This is a genomic window from Streptomyces sp. NBC_01314 (genome assembly GCF_041435215.1).
GTDB lineage: Bacteria > Actinomycetota > Actinomycetes > Streptomycetales > Streptomycetaceae > Streptomyces.
Genome location: NZ_CP108394.1, coordinates 4,602,181 through 4,617,897, shown reverse-complemented (window position 1 = coordinate 4,617,897; position 15,717 = coordinate 4,602,181). Strand labels below are relative to the sequence as shown.

The following is a 15,717-nucleotide window of genomic DNA, read 5'->3' as shown; positions in this document are numbered from 1 at the left end:
CACCGCCGTCCCGGCCCACCGGCCGTACCCGAGGGGAGCCATGACCGACGCAGCCATTCACACCCAGGGGCTGACCAAGATCTTCCGTGGCGGCCAGGTGGCCGTTGACCACCTGGAACTGACGGTTCCCGGCGGCAGCGTCTTCGGCTTCCTCGGCCCGAACGGCTCGGGCAAGACCACCACCATCCGCATGCTGATGGGCCTGATCGAGCCGACCTCGGGCACGGCCCGGGTCCTCGGCCTGCCCATGCCGCGCTCCACCCGGACCGTCCTCCCGCACGTGGGCGCGCTCATCGAGGGGCCCGCCCTTTACGGGTTCCTCTCCGGCCGCGACAACCTGCTGCGCTACGACTCCGCCGACCCGACCGCCGACCCGCGCACCCGGCGTACGCGGGTCGCGGCCGCCCTCGACCGGGTGGGGCTCGCGGCCGCCGCCGGAAAGAAGGCGAAGGCGTACTCGCTGGGCATGAAACAGCGGCTGGGCCTCGCCGCGGCGCTGCTCCAGCCGCGTCGGCTCCTCGTCCTCGACGAGCCGACCAACGGGCTCGACCCGCAGGGAATGCGTGAAATCCGTTCCCTGATACGGGAGTTGGCGTCCGACGGCACCACCGTCTTCCTCTCCTCGCACCTGCTCGACGAGATCGAGCAGGTGTGCACCCATGCCGCCGTCATGGCTCACGGCCGGCTCCTCGTCCAGGGCGCGGTGACCGAACTCGCCGCCGGTGCGCGTGGCCGCCTCGTCGTCACCACCCCCGACACGGCGGACGCGGCCAGGGTGCTCAAGGAGCAGGGCATCGGGGATGTGGTCGTGACGGAGGAGGACGGGACCGCTGGGCCCGGGATCGGGACTCGGGCTGGGACTCGGTTCGGGGTCGACGGGGTCGGGGCCGGCGAGGGGGGCCGGGTGACGGCGGAACCGCCACCACCCGACCGCGACCTCGCCGAACTGAACGCCGCACTGGTCACCGCGGGCGTCCGCGTCCGCGGCTTCGTCCTCGAACGCGCCTCACTGGAGGACGCGTTCGTGGCGCTCACGGGGGAGGGCTTCGATGTCGCGGGTTGATTCGTCGGGGGAGCGGGGGCCGGGGGTCGGCATGTCCGGTGGCGGAGCCACGCCGGAGGAAGCGGCGGCCGAAGCCGCTTCGCCGACGGTCGCCACTCGTACGCCCAGCCTCTTGTGGACCTTCGGGCTGTTCCGCAGCGAGTTGGTGACGACCTTCCGGCGGTGGCGGACGATCGCGCTGCTGGGTGTGCTCGCGGCGGTGCCGGTCCTCGTCGGGATCGCGGTGCGCATCGAGACGGGTGGTGGGTCGGGGGGCGGACCTGGCGGTGGGGGCGGCGGTGGCGGCGGGCCCGCGTTCATCGCACAGATCACCAACAACGGGTTGTTCCTGGTGTTCACGGCGCTGGCCGCGACGCTCCCCTTCTTCCTGCCGATGGCGGTCGGTGTGATCGCCGGCGACGCGATCGCGGGCGAGGCGAACGCGGGCACCCTCCGCTATCTGCTGGTCTCGCCTGCGGGCCGGACCCGGCTGCTGCTCACCAAGTACGCGACGACCATGACGTTCTGCCTGGTCGCGACCCTCGTTGTAGCGGCCTCCGCACTGGCGGTCGGAGCATTGCTGTTCCCTCTCGGCGACCTGACGACGATCTCCGGCACGCGGATCAGTTTCGCCGAGGGCCTGCTGCGGGCGCTGCTGATAGCGCTCGCGGTGGCCGCGTCACTGATCGGGGTCGCGGCCCTCGGCCTGTTCGTCTCCACCCTCACCAACAGCGGCATCGCCGCGATGGCCACCACGGTCGGGCTCCTCATCACCGTGCAGATCCTCGACCAGATCCCCCAGCTCGACGCCCTCCACCCGTACTTCTTCTCCCACTACTGGCTCTCCTTCGCCGACCTCATGCGCGAGCCGGTCTACTGGGACGACCTCCAACGCAACCTCGGCCTCCAGGCCCTGTACGCGGCGGTGTTCGGAACGGCGGCGTGGGCGAGGTTCACGGCGAAGGACATCACGGCCTGACGTCACTCAGGCGGCAGCCGCGTCGGCGTCCGTGGCGGTGTCCGCGTCGGCGTCCGTGGCGGTGTCCGTGTCGTACGGGAAGCGCGCGAACGGCGGTTCCTCGGTGAGGAACGTCTTCGCGCGGGTCAGTGCCGCCGTGTCGCGGAGTACATCACCGGGCTTGCTGCCGTTGCCCAGCAGGACTCCGCCGAACCGCATGCCCAGGTACGCGGCGGAGTTGTTGAGCGTCCCGATGAGCGGCTCGGCGACCTCTTCCTCGTAGTGGGCGAGCGCGGTGACACCCCAGAGGGTGCGGCCCGCCATCGTCTCCTTGAAGTCGAGACCCGGGGTGCGCAGCCACCCGGACCAGTGGTCGAGGTACCGCTTGACGTGGGCCGACACGGAATACCAGTACAGCGGCGACACGATCACGATGTCCGTGGCCGCGAGCGTGGCGTCCAGCAGCAGCGCCCGGTTGTCCCCCTCCGGCCGCACATGGTCACTGTCATGACGCAGATCCTCGAAGTCCGGCAGCGGGTGCTCGGCGAGGTCCAGCCAGCGCTGTTCGACGTCATCCGGCAACTGCTCGGCGGCCGCGCGGGCCAGCATCTCGGTGTTGCCGTCCGGCCGGCTGCTGCCGAGGACGAACAGGAATCGGCGGGTCATGGGGTCCCCCTGGGTACGTGGCGTCTGTTTACGCGGCGCCCAGCGATTACATGTGTAGACAATATATGCATGCGCATGTGAATGCCAGGCGGCCCGGGGCGGTCATATATGTGCGGCCGAGGCGGTCGGCGGCAGTTCACATCACGGTGTGGTGGCGGGTTCGCCCTGTTCGGCCTGGCTCAGAAAGACGGCCCAGTCACCGGTCGGGTCCTCGACGCGGTCGAGGTACCAGGTGTCTTCGCCCACGGGGAAGGTGTCGCCGAGGTGCAGGTTGTATCGGTTCTCCTCGGCTCCGGAAACGACGAGGCGCACGGTGAGGGGCGTCTCGGCGCGTGCGTCGACGTAGATCACGCCGAAGCTTCCGATGTCCGTGTTCCGTTGGATTCCGGCGGTGAGACAGATCTGACTGACGGTCATGACGGCTCCAATGTGGTGTAGGACTTACGCATCGTGGCCCGGAATTCCTTGGCGTTCAGGGGCATGGGATCGCCGTTGTTGTGTGGGTCGCGGAGATGGAACAGGCCCTCCTCGTCCACGGCTTTCACTTCGTACGCGTGTGAGGCGCGCAGATCCTTGATGAGCGCGTGCTCGCCCTTCTTGAGTCTGCGCGAGCCGACCAGAACAGGCAGTCCGGCGTCGAGGGACTCCCGTATCTCGTCCCGGAGCTGGCGGTCCTCGCTGCGCCCGGTGTGGTCATAGCCCTGAGGCAGCTCCCACGTCTTGGCAGGAAGACCGGTGAGCTGAGTGAGAAGTTCCGCACGGTCGCTGGGGAGGGATCCGCGGTTCAGCCTTACGTAGCCCTCCGGGGCATCGTGTATCCGTCTCAGCGCGCAGGTGTCGGTGTACTCCTTCTTGCGCTCGTCGCTCCACGTCTGGTCCAGACCGGCGATCGCCTTCTCCAGAACAGGTGCCCAAGCCACCCCCGTGCTTACCGAATCGGCGAAGGCGGGGAACTGCGGGAGTTCGTCGAAGACCGGCAGGTCGGGGGTCACCGTCAGGTCGATGGTCTTTCCGGTCGGCTCGTAGCGCGTGTACCTCTTGTCGAACACCGCCTCATGAAGACGTACCGAATACGTGCCGTCGTCGTTCTCGTTCACACAGTTCCGGATCGCCTCGGGGTGGTGCTGGGCGACGGCGCCCAGCGTGGCGATGATGCCGCAGTCTCCCAGACCGCCCTGCTTCGTCTGCTCCCGTCTGGGTTCGCCGTCGAAGAGAGGCGTGCGGGTGCCGTCAGGCCGGTCGAGGGGGGTGCCATAGCGGTCGGGAATGCTTTCCGGCTTTTTCGACGTGGGGTCCTGGAAGTCAGGTCGATCGATGACGCCGTTCAGCCGCTCGGCGTGGTCGTTGCCGTCCGTCCGGCCGAACGCCTTCCTCATGTGGTCTAGGAAACCCTGTTGTGCCTCGCTGTCGTGACCGATGATTGCCCGATCGCCCCGGGGATCGGCGAAGGGCGGACCGGGGGCCTCGTCGGGATCGCGGGCCTCCACAGAGGTGGGCGCCTCGTCTGCCGAACCGGATTCCAGAGGGCTGCGTACCTCATCCGGAGTGGCGGCGGACTCGGCGGGAGACAGTGGGGCCGGGGCCTCGGTGGGCATCCGGGGTTCCTCGGCGTCGAAGGATGCGGGCTCCGGGGCCGTGAAGGATTCCGGGAGTTCCGAGGACTCGAAGGGGGCCGGCGCTGCGTCCGTGTCGCTGGAGTCCTCCGGCTCCGGCGCGTCCACGGGCTCGGTGACTTCCAGAACGTTCCGAGCCTCCACGGGAACGGTTTCACCGGCGATTTCCGGGGGCTCCGACGGACCGAGAACGTCCTGGGGCTCGAAAGGATCCGGCGCGTTGTCCGTGTCCTCGGAATCCTCCGGTACCCGTGCGTCTTCGAGGCTGGGCGTCTCCAGCGTGTCCTGTGCCTCCGGGACGGCGGGTGCGTCGGACTCTTCCGTGGCCTCGATCGGTGGGCGCGCGTCGGTGGGGTCCGTCGAGGCAGGCGCGTCCACAGGCTCCATCGCCGCGGCGGTCTCTGCCGGCTCTACGGGTTCGGCAGGCTCTGCCGGTTCCATGGGTTCGGCAGGCTCAGTGGGTTCGGCTTCCGTCGGCTCGATCGGCTCCGCAGACTCGATCGGCTCTGCGAACTCCGTCGGCGGGGCGGTGTCACCGGTATGCGCGGGGGCCGGGGCCTCTGTCGGTTCCGGGGTGGCCTCTGCCGGTTCTGGTGCGGCTTCCGTCGGGTCTGGGGTCTCGGCCGGGGGCGGTGCGTCGGCCGGGTCCGGGGCGTCCGTCGGGTCCGGCGCTGTCTCCGGGCGCGGTGGCTGTTCTGTTGGGCGGTCGCTCATGTGGAGGGCCCGGGGGCTGTGTGGGTGCGGTAGAGGCGGACCCAGGGGAGGGTCTTGCGTTGCCAGGCGGCGCGGGCCAGGTGGATGAAGACGCAGGCTCGGTAGTCGCGCAGGGCGTCCGGGGCGGGGTCCCGGAGGGGGACCGTGTCCGCCAGTTCGGCGACCCACTCCGCCGTGCCGCTCCACCAGGCCGACTGCTCCGGCTTGGACTTGGGGTACCGGGCGACCCGTTCCTTGAGTTCCTTCGCGTGCTCGGGCCAGACCGCAGTACTCGCGCGGGAGCGGAACGCGCAGCGGTGGGCGCAGCCGTCGCAGTCAGGGAAGGGGGACAGAGCGTCGGACACCGGCGTCACCTCGGCCGCGAAATCGCGGAAGCGGGCGGCCAGTTGAGGGGAGGTGGCCAAGGGGGCCCGGGCCACGCCCGCCTCCCGGGCCGCCGCCGCGCGGACATCGGGCACCGTGATCAGAGCCGGGCGGTCGAGGCGGTCGTGGTGGGCGAAGGCATGGAAGGGTTCCAGGGTGGCCGCGTAGCGCTCCTGGTCGGGGGAGAAGCGCATGGTGCCGCCGATCAGCTCACGATCGGCGGCGGCGGGCAGCCGGTGCATGACCTTGAGGTTGGTGTTCTTGTACGCATCCTCGACGAGCTTGCCGGGAACCTGCTCGACGATGACCACGCCTTCGCCGTACTTGCGGTTTTCGGCGAGAACGTTGGCGAAGGCCTGGGCCGCCCGCGCCTGGGCGTTGCCCTCCTTCGCGTCACCGGACCGGGCGACGGGCTGCCCGAGCAGGCGGTGCGCCTCCTCGATCACGGTGACGTGGGAGAGCGAGCCACCGAGGCGGTTCGCCTTGTAGTGCTCGGTCATCGTCTGGAGGATCAGGGCGGTCACGAGTGACTGTTCCTTCTCGTTGTCGCCGATCGCCGCGAGCTCCACGACCACCGGGCGCCGCAGCAACTCCTCCACCGGGTACGAACGTGTCACGTCCAGCGTGCTGCCGCAGGCGCCCTCGGCCAGCGACTCGGCCCGCAGCCTGGACGCGGCGACGATGTTGTCCCGTACCTCGCCGGAGTAGTCCAGCAGCTCGCACTCCCGGCGCATCTCGGTGATGAAGTCGCGCAACGTGGGCCACTCGTGGTCGGGGCCGGCGACGTCCGTCGGTACGACGCCCTTGCGCGCGTACGTGGCCCGCAGCGCCCGGTTGTAGATGTTCGGCAGCGGGTCCCACAGACCGAACGCCGCGTCGAAGCAGGCCAGCAGCCCGGCCACATGTGTGCTGATCCGCGCTCCGGCCGGAACCTCGAAGGGGTTCAGACGCAGGGGAGCCGTCGTCTCGTCGCCCACGGTGAGCACCACGAGGTCCTCGAACCCGGGCCGTGTGGCCAGCCAGCGGTAGTCGTCCAGCTCGGAGTTGACCGGCTCGATGACCAGGAACGGTACCCGGTGGTCGCGCCACAGCTGCTCGCAGAACGCCAGCGTCGTGTTCGTCTTCCCCGAACCGGTGGTCCCGACGAACAGGGCGTGCCGGGTGAGGTCGTCCAGGCCGATGCCCAGGGGGCCGGCCGGGCTGTCGTGGACGAGCTGGCGGCCCAGGGTGACCGAGGGGCCCTCCGCGCGGTACGCCGTCTCGCCCGCCAGGCCGGGCCGGCGTACCGGGAAACCGGTCATGTGGCCGTTCACCGCCAGCGGCAGCCGGAACGCCGCCCCCGCCTCGCGCGCGTCCACCAGCTCCGCGATCAGCCGCAGCTGCGGCGAGAGCGGCTCGGGCAGCCGCCAGCAGTGGTCGCCGCCCCAGCGTCCGTGTTCCAACGTGGTCAACCCCTGCCAGGCGGCCGGGAGTTCACCCGGTCCGGGCCACGCCACGCTGTGTGCCGGTCCGCTGAACGTCTCCGTGAGCACCCCCTCCTCGCGCGCCCGTTCCTGCGGAGACACGGTCGCGCCGGCCAGCTCGGCCAACGACTCGGGCAGCGGCGCGGGCGAGGCCAGGGCGATCCGCATACGGAAGGCTCGCCCGGTGTAACGGCGGGCGGCGTCGGCGTACACCCGGGAGGCGTCCACCGCGAAGGCGTCCGGGGCGAGCTGTGTGCCCGGCGACCAGAGGCCGTCCGGCAGCTGACCCTGGGTCCCGAGCCGGCCGTACTGCGTGGCGACGCGGTGCAGCAGCGGGCCGAGGTCGTCCGGTACGACGTACGGCTCCAGGCCGATCGTCAGCAGCACCGGGTACGGGTGCTCCGCCAGCGCCCTCCACAACGCGTCCCACGGCGGCGCCGACGCGGTGAACGGCTGCGGAGACAGGTAGTAGCGCACTCCCGCGTCGGGACGGTTGGGCAGCCCGGTGCGGTACCGCTTGCGGATCTCGGCCACACCCGCGTCGGGATCGGGCGTGAACGGGGTCAGCAGCCGCGCCACCTCGGCCGGGTCGTCGACCGGCGTCGCGTGCACATGGCGGGGGAGCGCGGCCAGCCGGGCGCGCAGCGCGAGCGCGGCAGCCTCCGCCCGGCCGTGTGTGGCCGCCGAGACCCGGCCGAGCAGGGCGCAGGTGAGGCCGCGCTCCGCCGGATCGCTGAGGTAGCGCAGCTCGACACGCTCACCGTGTGCCGTGCCCCACTGGCCGGTCAGCCAGGCCGTCTCGGCGGCGACCGCCTTGATCCGGCGGTCGTCCTCCGCGAGATCCGCGTACTCCTGGGTCTCGGTGAGATCGGCGGCGGCATCGACGCGTACCGCCGTCCATGCCCAGACCGCCGTGCCGTCGGACACGGTCAGCACACCGGTGGCCTTCCGGTCGGTGGTGCTCAACTGCCGTTCCAGCGCGGTCCGTTCGGCTCCGATGGGGCGTGCGGGACCATGGGCGGTGCCGGCGGTGCCGTGGGTATGTGACCCGTCGGGCCCGCTGGCGGATACCCGGGCGCAGGCTGGGCCCGCACCGGGTACGCCGGTGGGGCGGGCGGACCGGGCGGACCGGCCGGTGCGGCCGGAACCGGGAGCGACTGGACCGGGGGCTCCTGCCCGAAGGTCGAGGCGAGGGGCACCTCGATGCCCTGGACCGCTATCTCCACGCCTTCACGTGCCGCCGAGTGCACGGCCTCCCGCATCGCGCGCGGGCGGTCCGTGCGCAGCATCTGGTTGAGGCTGCCCGTGCGGTTCAGTATCGAGCCGACGACATCCTTCACGAAGTGCCCGATCACCACGGCGCCGGAGCGGCTGCGCCACATCGTCCAGCCGACGTAGAGGCTGGTGCCGTAGGCGAAGACGGTCACGTAGGCCACGTAGCGGCCGCTGGTGACGACCAGTCGGTTGTGCACGACCTCCGGCGTGATGTCGCTGCGGATCCGGGCCGGAACGGCTGTGACCGGGATCCGGCGGCTGGTCAGCGCGCCGTAGATCGTCGCGTACGCGGAGGAGGAGGCCGCGGCCTTGTCCTCCAGGAGCGTCTTCCACTCCGAGATCGGCTCGTTCTGCCGGACCAGCAGGAAGACCACCCAGAAGGCGATGATCGACAAAATCAGGCCGGGGCCGATGGCGTCGACATCGCCGGCCAGGAGGGCCGGCACCAGACCGAGGACGAAGAAGATCAGGAAGGACGCCACGGCCGCCTGGAACCACAGCTGTCTGACGGTCTTGAACTCCACGGACTCGTCGAAGCTCAGCTCGACGTCCCGGTACTGCAGTGTCTGATTGCGGTACGCCACGTTCGGGCCCACCGCGCCGGAGGCCGCCCAGTCGACGGGGCCTCCCCTCGCTGTCGTGTCCATCATCCCCGTTCCCCGTGCCCCACGTCCTCCGTGCGCACGTTCCCCGTACACAAGTCGCCCGTAACCTCTGGCGATTGATCACCCTAGACCAGAGGTCTGACAGTCGGTCACCGACCCGATACGGATGCGCCGTTCGCGCTCTCCAGCAACAGGGCCATGACGCCGACGAGGGTGGCGCTGCTGACGATCTCCCGGCGGGTGATCAGACCGGGCACGTCGGCCAGGGGGATCCACTCCAGGCGGTCCGACTCGTTCTGCTCCGTGGGCTCGCCGACGCGTCGGGCGTCGTCCGTGCGGAACACGAAGTGCTGGGTGTCGGTGATGCCGGCCGCCGGCTGCGCGTAGAGCAGTTCCCGCAGCGAACCCGGCCGCCACCCCGTCTCCTCCTCCAGCTCCCGCGCCGCCGCCTCCTCCGGCCGTTCCCCGTCCTCGACCAGGCCCATGGGCAGCTCCCACGCCCAGGTGTCCGTGACGAAGCGGTGGCGCCACATCATCAGGACCCGCTGCCGGTCGTCGACGGCCGCGGTGACGGCGAGGTCCCGCAGCCGGACCACGTGGTAGTCGCCACGGGTGCCATCGGGCCGCTCGACGTCCAGCGAGCGCAGCCTGACCCATGGGGTGTCGTGGAGGGTGTGTTCGCCGTGGACGGTCCATCTCATGTCGGGCTCTCCGTTTCTGGGGCGGGGTACTTCCGGACGGCTTCGACTGCTTCCGCCACACACAGCAACAGTGCCTCCTCGCCGTGCCGCGCCACCAACTGCAGGCCGACCGGGCAGCCGTCGGAGTCGAAGCCGGCCGGGATACTCATGGCGGGATGCCCGCTGAGGTTGAACGCCCAGGTCAGAGCCGTGGAGTAGCGGTCACCCGGGCCGTCGTGACCGTGGGGCGCGTTGGGTGTGGTGGGGGTGAGGATCAGGTCGACCTCGGCGAAGAGGGCGGCGAGCCGCCGGTCGTTCTCGGCGCGGAGTTCCTGGGCGGCCGAGAGAGGAGCCGGGTGGGTGCCGGGTGACGGGCGGGCGTCGTGGGCCGGGCGGCTTTCGGGGGGCCGTGCGGCGCGGAGGGCGAGCCAGGCCGGTCCGGGGTTTTCCAGTCGAAGCGGCTGCGGCGCGGGCGGGTTCGCCGCCTGTGAGAGAGGGGTGCCCTGGTGGACGAGCGGGCGCGCCTGGCGTACTGGCGGCCGTACGAGCCCCGTGAGACCCGTAAGACCCGTAAGCCCCGTGAGCCGTACGAGACCGGCGTCCGCGAGGCGGAGCGCGGCGCCGTGGGCGATCGCGGCGGGCTCGGGATCGGTGTCGGCGAAGCCGAGGTCGGCCGACCAGACGGCGACGGGGGGAGACCCGCCGCCGGTCGCCCGTGTTGCTCCAGCCGCCCTGACGGCTCGCGTCGCCGCTGCCGTCCCCACCGCGTACGGCCGCTCCTGCCCGTCGTGCTCCGTCGCGCACCCTCCCCTGTCGCCTGGGTCCCGCGCGTCCCCCACTCCTGACACGCAGCGCCAGTACGCCGCCGCGTCCGACGCGTAGCGGGTGAGGACACCGGCCGCCGCGAGGCCGGTGCGGTCGGGGGAGGGCAGGCGTCCGTTCGTGGTCTTCAGGCCGACGACGCCGCACCAGGCGGCCGGGATACGTACCGACCCGGCGCCGTCCGTGCCGGTCGCCATCGGCACCAGGCCCGCGGCGACCGCCGCCGCGGACCCGGCGGAGGAGCCGCCAGGTGTCCGGTCGGCCCGCCAGGGGTTGACGGTCCGGCCGCCGGCCCCGAGGCCCCAGGTCTGCCAGGGGGTACCGGGGCCGGGCACGGACGTCGCCCCCACGGGGACACACCCGGCCGCGACCAGCGCCCGGGCCACAGCCGTACGCAGCCCGTTCCGCCCCTTCACCCCGATCGGCACCCCGGCCAACGGCAGCCACACGCCCGCGGCCACCCGCGCGTCCACCTCCGCCGCCCGCCGCAACGCTTCCTCGGCCCACACCTCGACGAAGGCACACAGGACGGGCTCAGTCCGTTCTATGCGTTCCAACGCGGCCGCCACCTCGTCGACGGCTGTCGTCTCGCGAGCTCGGACGGCTGCGGCGGTTTCTGTGGTGGTGCGTGCTGCCTCACCGGACATCGCCGGATTCCTCAGCGCCCGGGCGCGCCCGGGCTGTTTCCCGGCTGCGGAGGGCGCGGGCTGTGCGGAGGCTGGTTGGCGGCGCCGGTTCCCGGCGTGGGCCTTGAGGGTGAATTCGGAGTGGACGACTTACGGCCGGACTGGAGACGGGCCGTGGCGGCAATGGGATTGACGGAACGAGCACCGACGGACGGACCCTGGGAAGTCTGCTCCGCCCGATGCTTGGCCAGATTGTTTCCCTGGATAGCGGTGGCCATGAACCCGGCGGCCACGTTTCCGCTTTCCGCCGGCGCCGTCTTGCGGTCGATCACGGCCAGTCTGGCCATGTCGTCCCGGCTGAAAACGTTTCCGGGCAGCATACGGGACGCCGCGCCGGTCACATCGACGGTGTGCTGACGGTCGGCGACCTGAAAACGGAGCCGGTAGCCGAGATACTGCTCATTCTTGTCGAAGAGCAACTCGCCCCTGACCTGCCCGCCCTGCTGCCGTGCCCACTGGTCGAGGGTGTCTGCGGCCTGCGGCAGTCGAGCCACCCGACCGAGGCAGGCCACGTACGCGTCACCCTCGACGTGCTGAGCCTTGAGTCGCACCTCGCCCTCAGGGGTGCGGACCGTCTCGATGGCGCCCAGTCGCTGGTTGGCCACGGTGACCAGGCGTCCGTTGCCGCCGAGTTCGGCGTCGTACTGTCGGCGCATCGCCAGGTACTGGGAGTCGTTGTGGAGGACCCATGGCGCGGCGGTTCCCACCATGGTCACCCGGGCATTGGGGTTGCCCTCCAGGATGATCTCCGTGTTGGCGATGGCGCCGCCGCCGATACCCGCGATCACCCAGTTGTCGGCGACCGTCGGGTCGTATTCCCCGTCGCCCACCTCGTCGCCCAGCAGGACCCGGCCCGGCGCGGCGGCACTGGCCTGCTCCCACTTGGCGGTCGCCTCCAGTGTGGTCCGGGCACCGGCGACCATGGGGTCCGTGGAGGTGTCCAGAGCGTCCGCCACCCGCGGGTCGGCCAGCACCTCCAGAGACGCGGCCGCGCGGCCTTCTCCGGCCGGCAGGGCGGCAAGCCGGTCACGAGCCTCCAGCGCCTCCGGAGTGCCTGACGTAGTGAGACGGCTGCTCAACACCTCGGTGGCCTCCGCCACGGTCGGTACCTGCCGGTCGACTCCCGGAACAACTTCGGGCGGGACACCGGTCGCCACGAGTGGCGTGCCCACCACCTCGACCCGTACGGGTGGTGACCCGTCCATCGGGGTGATCTCGGCGAGCAGACGGCCCTCCTCGCTGAGGGACAGAGTCGCCCGCCCGTCGACGAGTGGGCCACTCGCGGCGGCGGTGTCCTCCCAGAGTTGCAGGGTGGACAGTGAGACACGGTCTTTCGGGTCGCCGAACTGGTAAGGATTCCAGCCAACTTCCCTGAGGTGGCGTACCTGGTCCGCGGACTGGACGATGCCCTTGATGGGGTCAACGTGCCATCGGCCGCGCGCGTCTACGAGCAGCACGTCGGGATCGCGGCCGGCGAGCGAGCCTCCGCCGCCGATCATGATCTGGCGCTGTGGATACCGTCCGTCGGACAGTGAGGCTGCTTCCGCGCGGAGCTGATCGAGTGTCTCCTGTCCGACAGTGGTGCGCTGCCGGGCGGCTTCGTTCGATGCGGCACTGAGTTCCTCACGGGTGTGGGGTGTGCCGTCGGGACGCATGCCTGGGAGAGGGAGGGAAGGGGATGTGCCCAGCGGGGACTGCGCCGCGCGGACTTCGGCGGCCCGAGCCCGGTGGTCCAGGACGACCTGGGCGTCGGCCGCGCTCAGTCGTTCCACGGGGTGTGCGAGTTCACGAACGGTTCGGGCTGCTTCCGTCGTCAGATGGGGACGGATGGTGTCGGCTCGGATGTTGGCGGCGTACTGCTCGACCGCGCGGGACGCTGTGTCCTCAGCGGGCGAGACGGGGCGCAGACCCGTGTGGTCGATCAGCTGGGACAGCTCCGCGCCGGCCTCCGCACGCCGGTCGGGGGGCAGAGTGTTGTCGTTCACGCGTGCGGCCAGGTAGTTGAGCTCACCGATCCGGCCCAGGTCCTCGTCGGAGAGTTCATGTCGCTCGGGCAGCGTCGCGCCACGGGCAAGCAGATCCTGGGCAGCGGGTGCCTCGGCACGGGCGGCACGCTCTCGGACGGAGAGGAGTTCGTTGACCTCGTGGCTCAGAGCCCGGCCGATCTGGTCGGGTGCGAGACGGTCCGAGACCTGGACGACATGGTTGTCGGACGCCGTGTTGACGAAGGTCCGGGCCACAGTCCGCTCGGGCAGGGAGGCGGCCTCCAGCCGGATGGTCAGGGTCCTGCCGCCCTCGTCACTCAGGGCGAAGAAGCGACGGCCGTCCTCCTCGGCGAGCCCGTGCATGCGCAGTCGGTCGGGGTACAGGCCCTGGACCACCACGGGCAGCGTGGCCTCGGCGTCGGTCAGGACGCGTTCCGCGGCACGCGTGCCGCTGTCGGCCCGAAAGCTGGTGCCCAGAACATCCGTGGCTGTGATGACGATCTCTTCAGGACGCTTCGCATCATTGTCCTGGTCCACCGACGTCTCCCCCTCCGGCGATGTGAATCCGTAGGATCATGTCATGTTGATCGCTCGCTCGATGCAGGAAGCTCACCTCTACATGGACCTCCATGCCTGTGACTGCGGCGCGGAGGAGTTCGAGAGGGAACACCGACTCGAGGACCGCGACGGAGCGATGGTGGCGGTGTACGAGGGCATGTGTCCCCAGTGCGGTCGTACACGTTCGTTCGAGTTCCGCATGTCCGAGGAACTGCCGCCCGCGCCCCCGGCGTTCGGTGGCTTCGAGCCGTCGAGAATCATCGACCCCGGCGAGTTCATGTGGGTCGGCGACCGGGCGTCGACCGATTCCGGGCTCCGTCTCCTGAACACGCCGACCGCCGAACACCGGGAGATCCGGCCACGGACCGAGTACGCGATTGCCGCGTTCGAGGAGGTCGCCAAGTTCCTCCCGGAGCGCGGGGACCGCATCCCTGAGGCCCTGTTCACATCGCGGCGCGGCCGGGAGCTGTACACCAAGGACCCGGAGCGGTTCACGCGCGAGGAGATCGCTGCCGCGCTGGAGCTGAAGCGGTCCATTCTCGCCGACATCGACCGCTTCAGCCCGCCGCGGAGCTGACGTCCAGCGGCAGTGCCAGGACGCCGGCCGACGTGGCGTCGTCGCCTCACTCCGGACGGTCCGACTCGTCGCGTTCGCTCGGCGCCCAGATCAGCCGGGAGCCGTCCGGGCGGAACACGAAGCCGCGTGCGACGGTGATGCTGGCCGCGTGCTTCGCGTGCACCGGTTCCTGCAGCGACTCCGGACACCGTCTCTCCCCCTTCAATCCGGGTTCCCGTGCGCCGTACGCGAGGGCCGCCGGCCTCGCAGGAGGCTCCTCGGGCTGTCGCTCCAACGACGTCGGCCTTCGCTTCGGCTTCGGTCGGCGTCAGGCATTCCGCCGTACCGAGATCAGCAGGCCGGCGCCGTTCTCCCGAAGGGTGAACAGTGCCGCCTCCTTCAAGATCGCGGCCGGGAGCTGTGTTCCCTCGGGCAGGACCTTCGGCTCGCCGTCGCTCACCTTCAGTTCGACCATGGGCGTCGCACCGCTCTCGGCGTCCGTCTCGCCGTAAGCCGTGCCGTCGTCCCCGAGCGCACGGATGTTGATGGGCCGCCGGGTGTCGTCTCCCTCAAGGCAGAGCCCGGTGCCCGACTTGACGTCGAAGACGACGGAATTGAGGCCGAGATAGCGGCCGTTCAGGGAGGCGACGGCGTCGGTCACGTTCTCCGTGCCCCCGGCGGCGCAGGCCGTACTGGCCAGCAATCGGCCGCTGTTCAGGTCGTGCGCGGACCAGAACCGGGTGTCCGTGCCGTCGGCCGCCTTCCACGTGGCGAGGAACTTGCCGCTGTCGACACCGACGAAGGATCCGCTCACGTACCCGCCGTTGGAGATCCTTCCCGGGTCGGCGCCCTTCGGTGCGATGTCCTGGGAGGCCCACCCGCCCTTGACGCCGAAGCCGCCCACATTGTTGGCCCCCGCTGCTCCCTTGGAAGTGACCGCCACTACGTCGCCGTATACGCACGCCGAGGGGCACTCTGGGACCAGGCTGCCCGGGTTGTCGTACTTCGTGAGCCTGCCTGTCGTGGCATCGACGGTGGCGCCGAGGTTCCTGGATGGCTCCTCCCACGACACCACCAGACCGGCACCGCCTCCACTGTCGTAGACCTTGATCGTGAATGCCCGGACATCGTCGACTGGCACGGAGACACGGCGCAGCGGAGCAACGGATGAACCGGAACTGTCCATCTCGTAGAGGTTGATCTGCACCACTTCCCGACTTTCGTTCAGGGCATCCCCTTCCTGGGTACCGTGTGCCCAGGAAGCGAGATAGGTGCGGCCCCCCTGCCGCACGACGGTCACCTGCGGGAGTTCGGGGTTGTCCTCGGAGTATCCCAGGTTCGGTTCGTCGGTGATCTCTGCCGGTACTTGAAACCGGGCACTTGTCCACCGCACCTTGCCCGTGGTGCTGTCGCGTGCCTGGACCGTGTAGCCGTCACCGGACCGGAGGACGTACGCGACCGTCTCCCCGTCCGTCGTCACCGGCATCTGCGACTCCGTGTTCTCCGGAACCCAGTCGATCTCCTGATCCCAGCCCTTGGCACCGTCGTACGCGGACGGCACGGTGAGCTCGGCCAAGGAGGGGGCCGTCGTACCGGACCCCTTGTCGCCCTTGCCGGTGTCGGAACCGCCGTCGCCGTCCGCGCTGCATCCGGCGAGCAGCACCCCTGCCAGGGTGACGGCCACGGCTGCCTTCGTCCTGTACATCTTCTGTTCCTTCTCGTCACGTGGGG

12 protein-coding genes are annotated in these 15,717 nt (G+C 70.4%); 3 read left to right on the top strand and 9 right to left on the bottom strand.

Annotated features, from left to right (window positions below; genetic code table 11):
- Positions 1–40: 40 nt before the first annotated feature.
- Positions 41–1,063, top strand: a complete 1,023-nt coding sequence (locus OG622_RS20240) for an ABC transporter ATP-binding protein (protein WP_371577842.1) — start codon at positions 41–43, stop codon at positions 1,061–1,063.
- Positions 1,050–2,021 carry an ABC transporter permease gene (locus tag OG622_RS20235; protein ID WP_371577841.1) on the top strand — a complete coding sequence of 324 codons (972 nt, stop codon included), beginning with the start codon at positions 1,050–1,052 and terminating at the stop codon, positions 2,019–2,021. The genes OG622_RS20240 and OG622_RS20235 overlap by 14 nt, the downstream gene beginning before the upstream one ends.
- 6 nt (positions 2,022–2,027) lie before the next feature.
- Here OG622_RS20235 and OG622_RS20230 read toward each other — a convergent pair whose 3' ends face one another.
- The 8 genes from OG622_RS20230 to OG622_RS20195 form a co-directional block, all read right to left on the bottom strand.
- On the bottom strand, positions 2,028–2,666 hold the full coding sequence (locus OG622_RS20230; RefSeq protein ID WP_371577839.1) for a flavodoxin family protein: 639 nt from the start codon (positions 2,664–2,666) through the stop codon (positions 2,028–2,030).
- Positions 2,667–2,807: 141 nt separating this feature from the next.
- Entirely contained in the window at positions 2,808–3,083 is a 276-nt protein-coding gene (locus OG622_RS20225; RefSeq protein WP_371577838.1) for a DUF6406 domain-containing protein, read from the bottom strand.
- On the bottom strand, positions 3,080–4,657 hold the full coding sequence (locus tag OG622_RS20220) for a C2 family cysteine protease (RefSeq protein ID WP_371577836.1): 1,578 nt from the start codon (positions 4,655–4,657) through the stop codon (positions 3,080–3,082). Before OG622_RS20220 ends, OG622_RS20225 begins: the two co-directional genes overlap by 4 nt.
- 332 nt (positions 4,658–4,989) lie before the next feature.
- Positions 4,990–7,785, bottom strand: a complete 2,796-nt coding sequence (locus tag OG622_RS20215; RefSeq protein ID WP_371577834.1) for an ATP-binding protein — start codon at positions 7,783–7,785, stop codon at positions 4,990–4,992.
- Positions 7,782–8,744, bottom strand: coding sequence for a hypothetical protein (locus OG622_RS20210; protein WP_371577832.1), 963 nt, complete (start codon positions 8,742–8,744; stop codon positions 7,782–7,784). Before OG622_RS20210 ends, OG622_RS20215 begins: the two co-directional genes overlap by 4 nt.
- Positions 8,745–8,848: 104 nt before the next feature.
- Positions 8,849–9,400 (bottom strand): NUDIX domain-containing protein, encoded by a 552-nt coding sequence (locus OG622_RS20205; RefSeq protein ID WP_371577830.1) that lies wholly within the window; start codon positions 9,398–9,400, stop codon positions 8,849–8,851.
- The gene (locus OG622_RS20200) at positions 9,397–10,848 is read right to left on the bottom strand and encodes an amidase (RefSeq protein ID WP_371577828.1); all 1,452 of its coding nucleotides are present in this window, start codon (positions 10,846–10,848) and stop codon (positions 9,397–9,399) included. The genes OG622_RS20205 and OG622_RS20200 overlap by 4 nt, the downstream gene beginning before the upstream one ends.
- Before the next feature lie 11 nt (positions 10,849–10,859).
- Entirely contained in the window at positions 10,860–13,409 is a 2,550-nt protein-coding gene (locus OG622_RS20195; protein WP_371577827.1) for a hypothetical protein, read from the bottom strand.
- A gap of 43 nt (positions 13,410–13,452) precedes the next feature.
- Here OG622_RS20195 and OG622_RS20190 point away from each other — a divergent pair, with 43 nt between their 5' ends.
- On the top strand, positions 13,453–14,007 hold the full coding sequence (locus tag OG622_RS20190; RefSeq protein WP_371577825.1) for a hypothetical protein: 555 nt from the start codon (positions 13,453–13,455) through the stop codon (positions 14,005–14,007).
- Between the two features lie 307 nt (positions 14,008–14,314).
- On the opposite strand, the gene OG622_RS20185 is transcribed toward OG622_RS20190, so the two are convergent.
- The gene (locus tag OG622_RS20185; protein WP_371577823.1) at positions 14,315–15,691 is read right to left on the bottom strand and encodes a hypothetical protein; all 1,377 of its coding nucleotides are present in this window, start codon (positions 15,689–15,691) and stop codon (positions 14,315–14,317) included.
- Positions 15,692–15,717 lie beyond the last annotated feature (26 nt).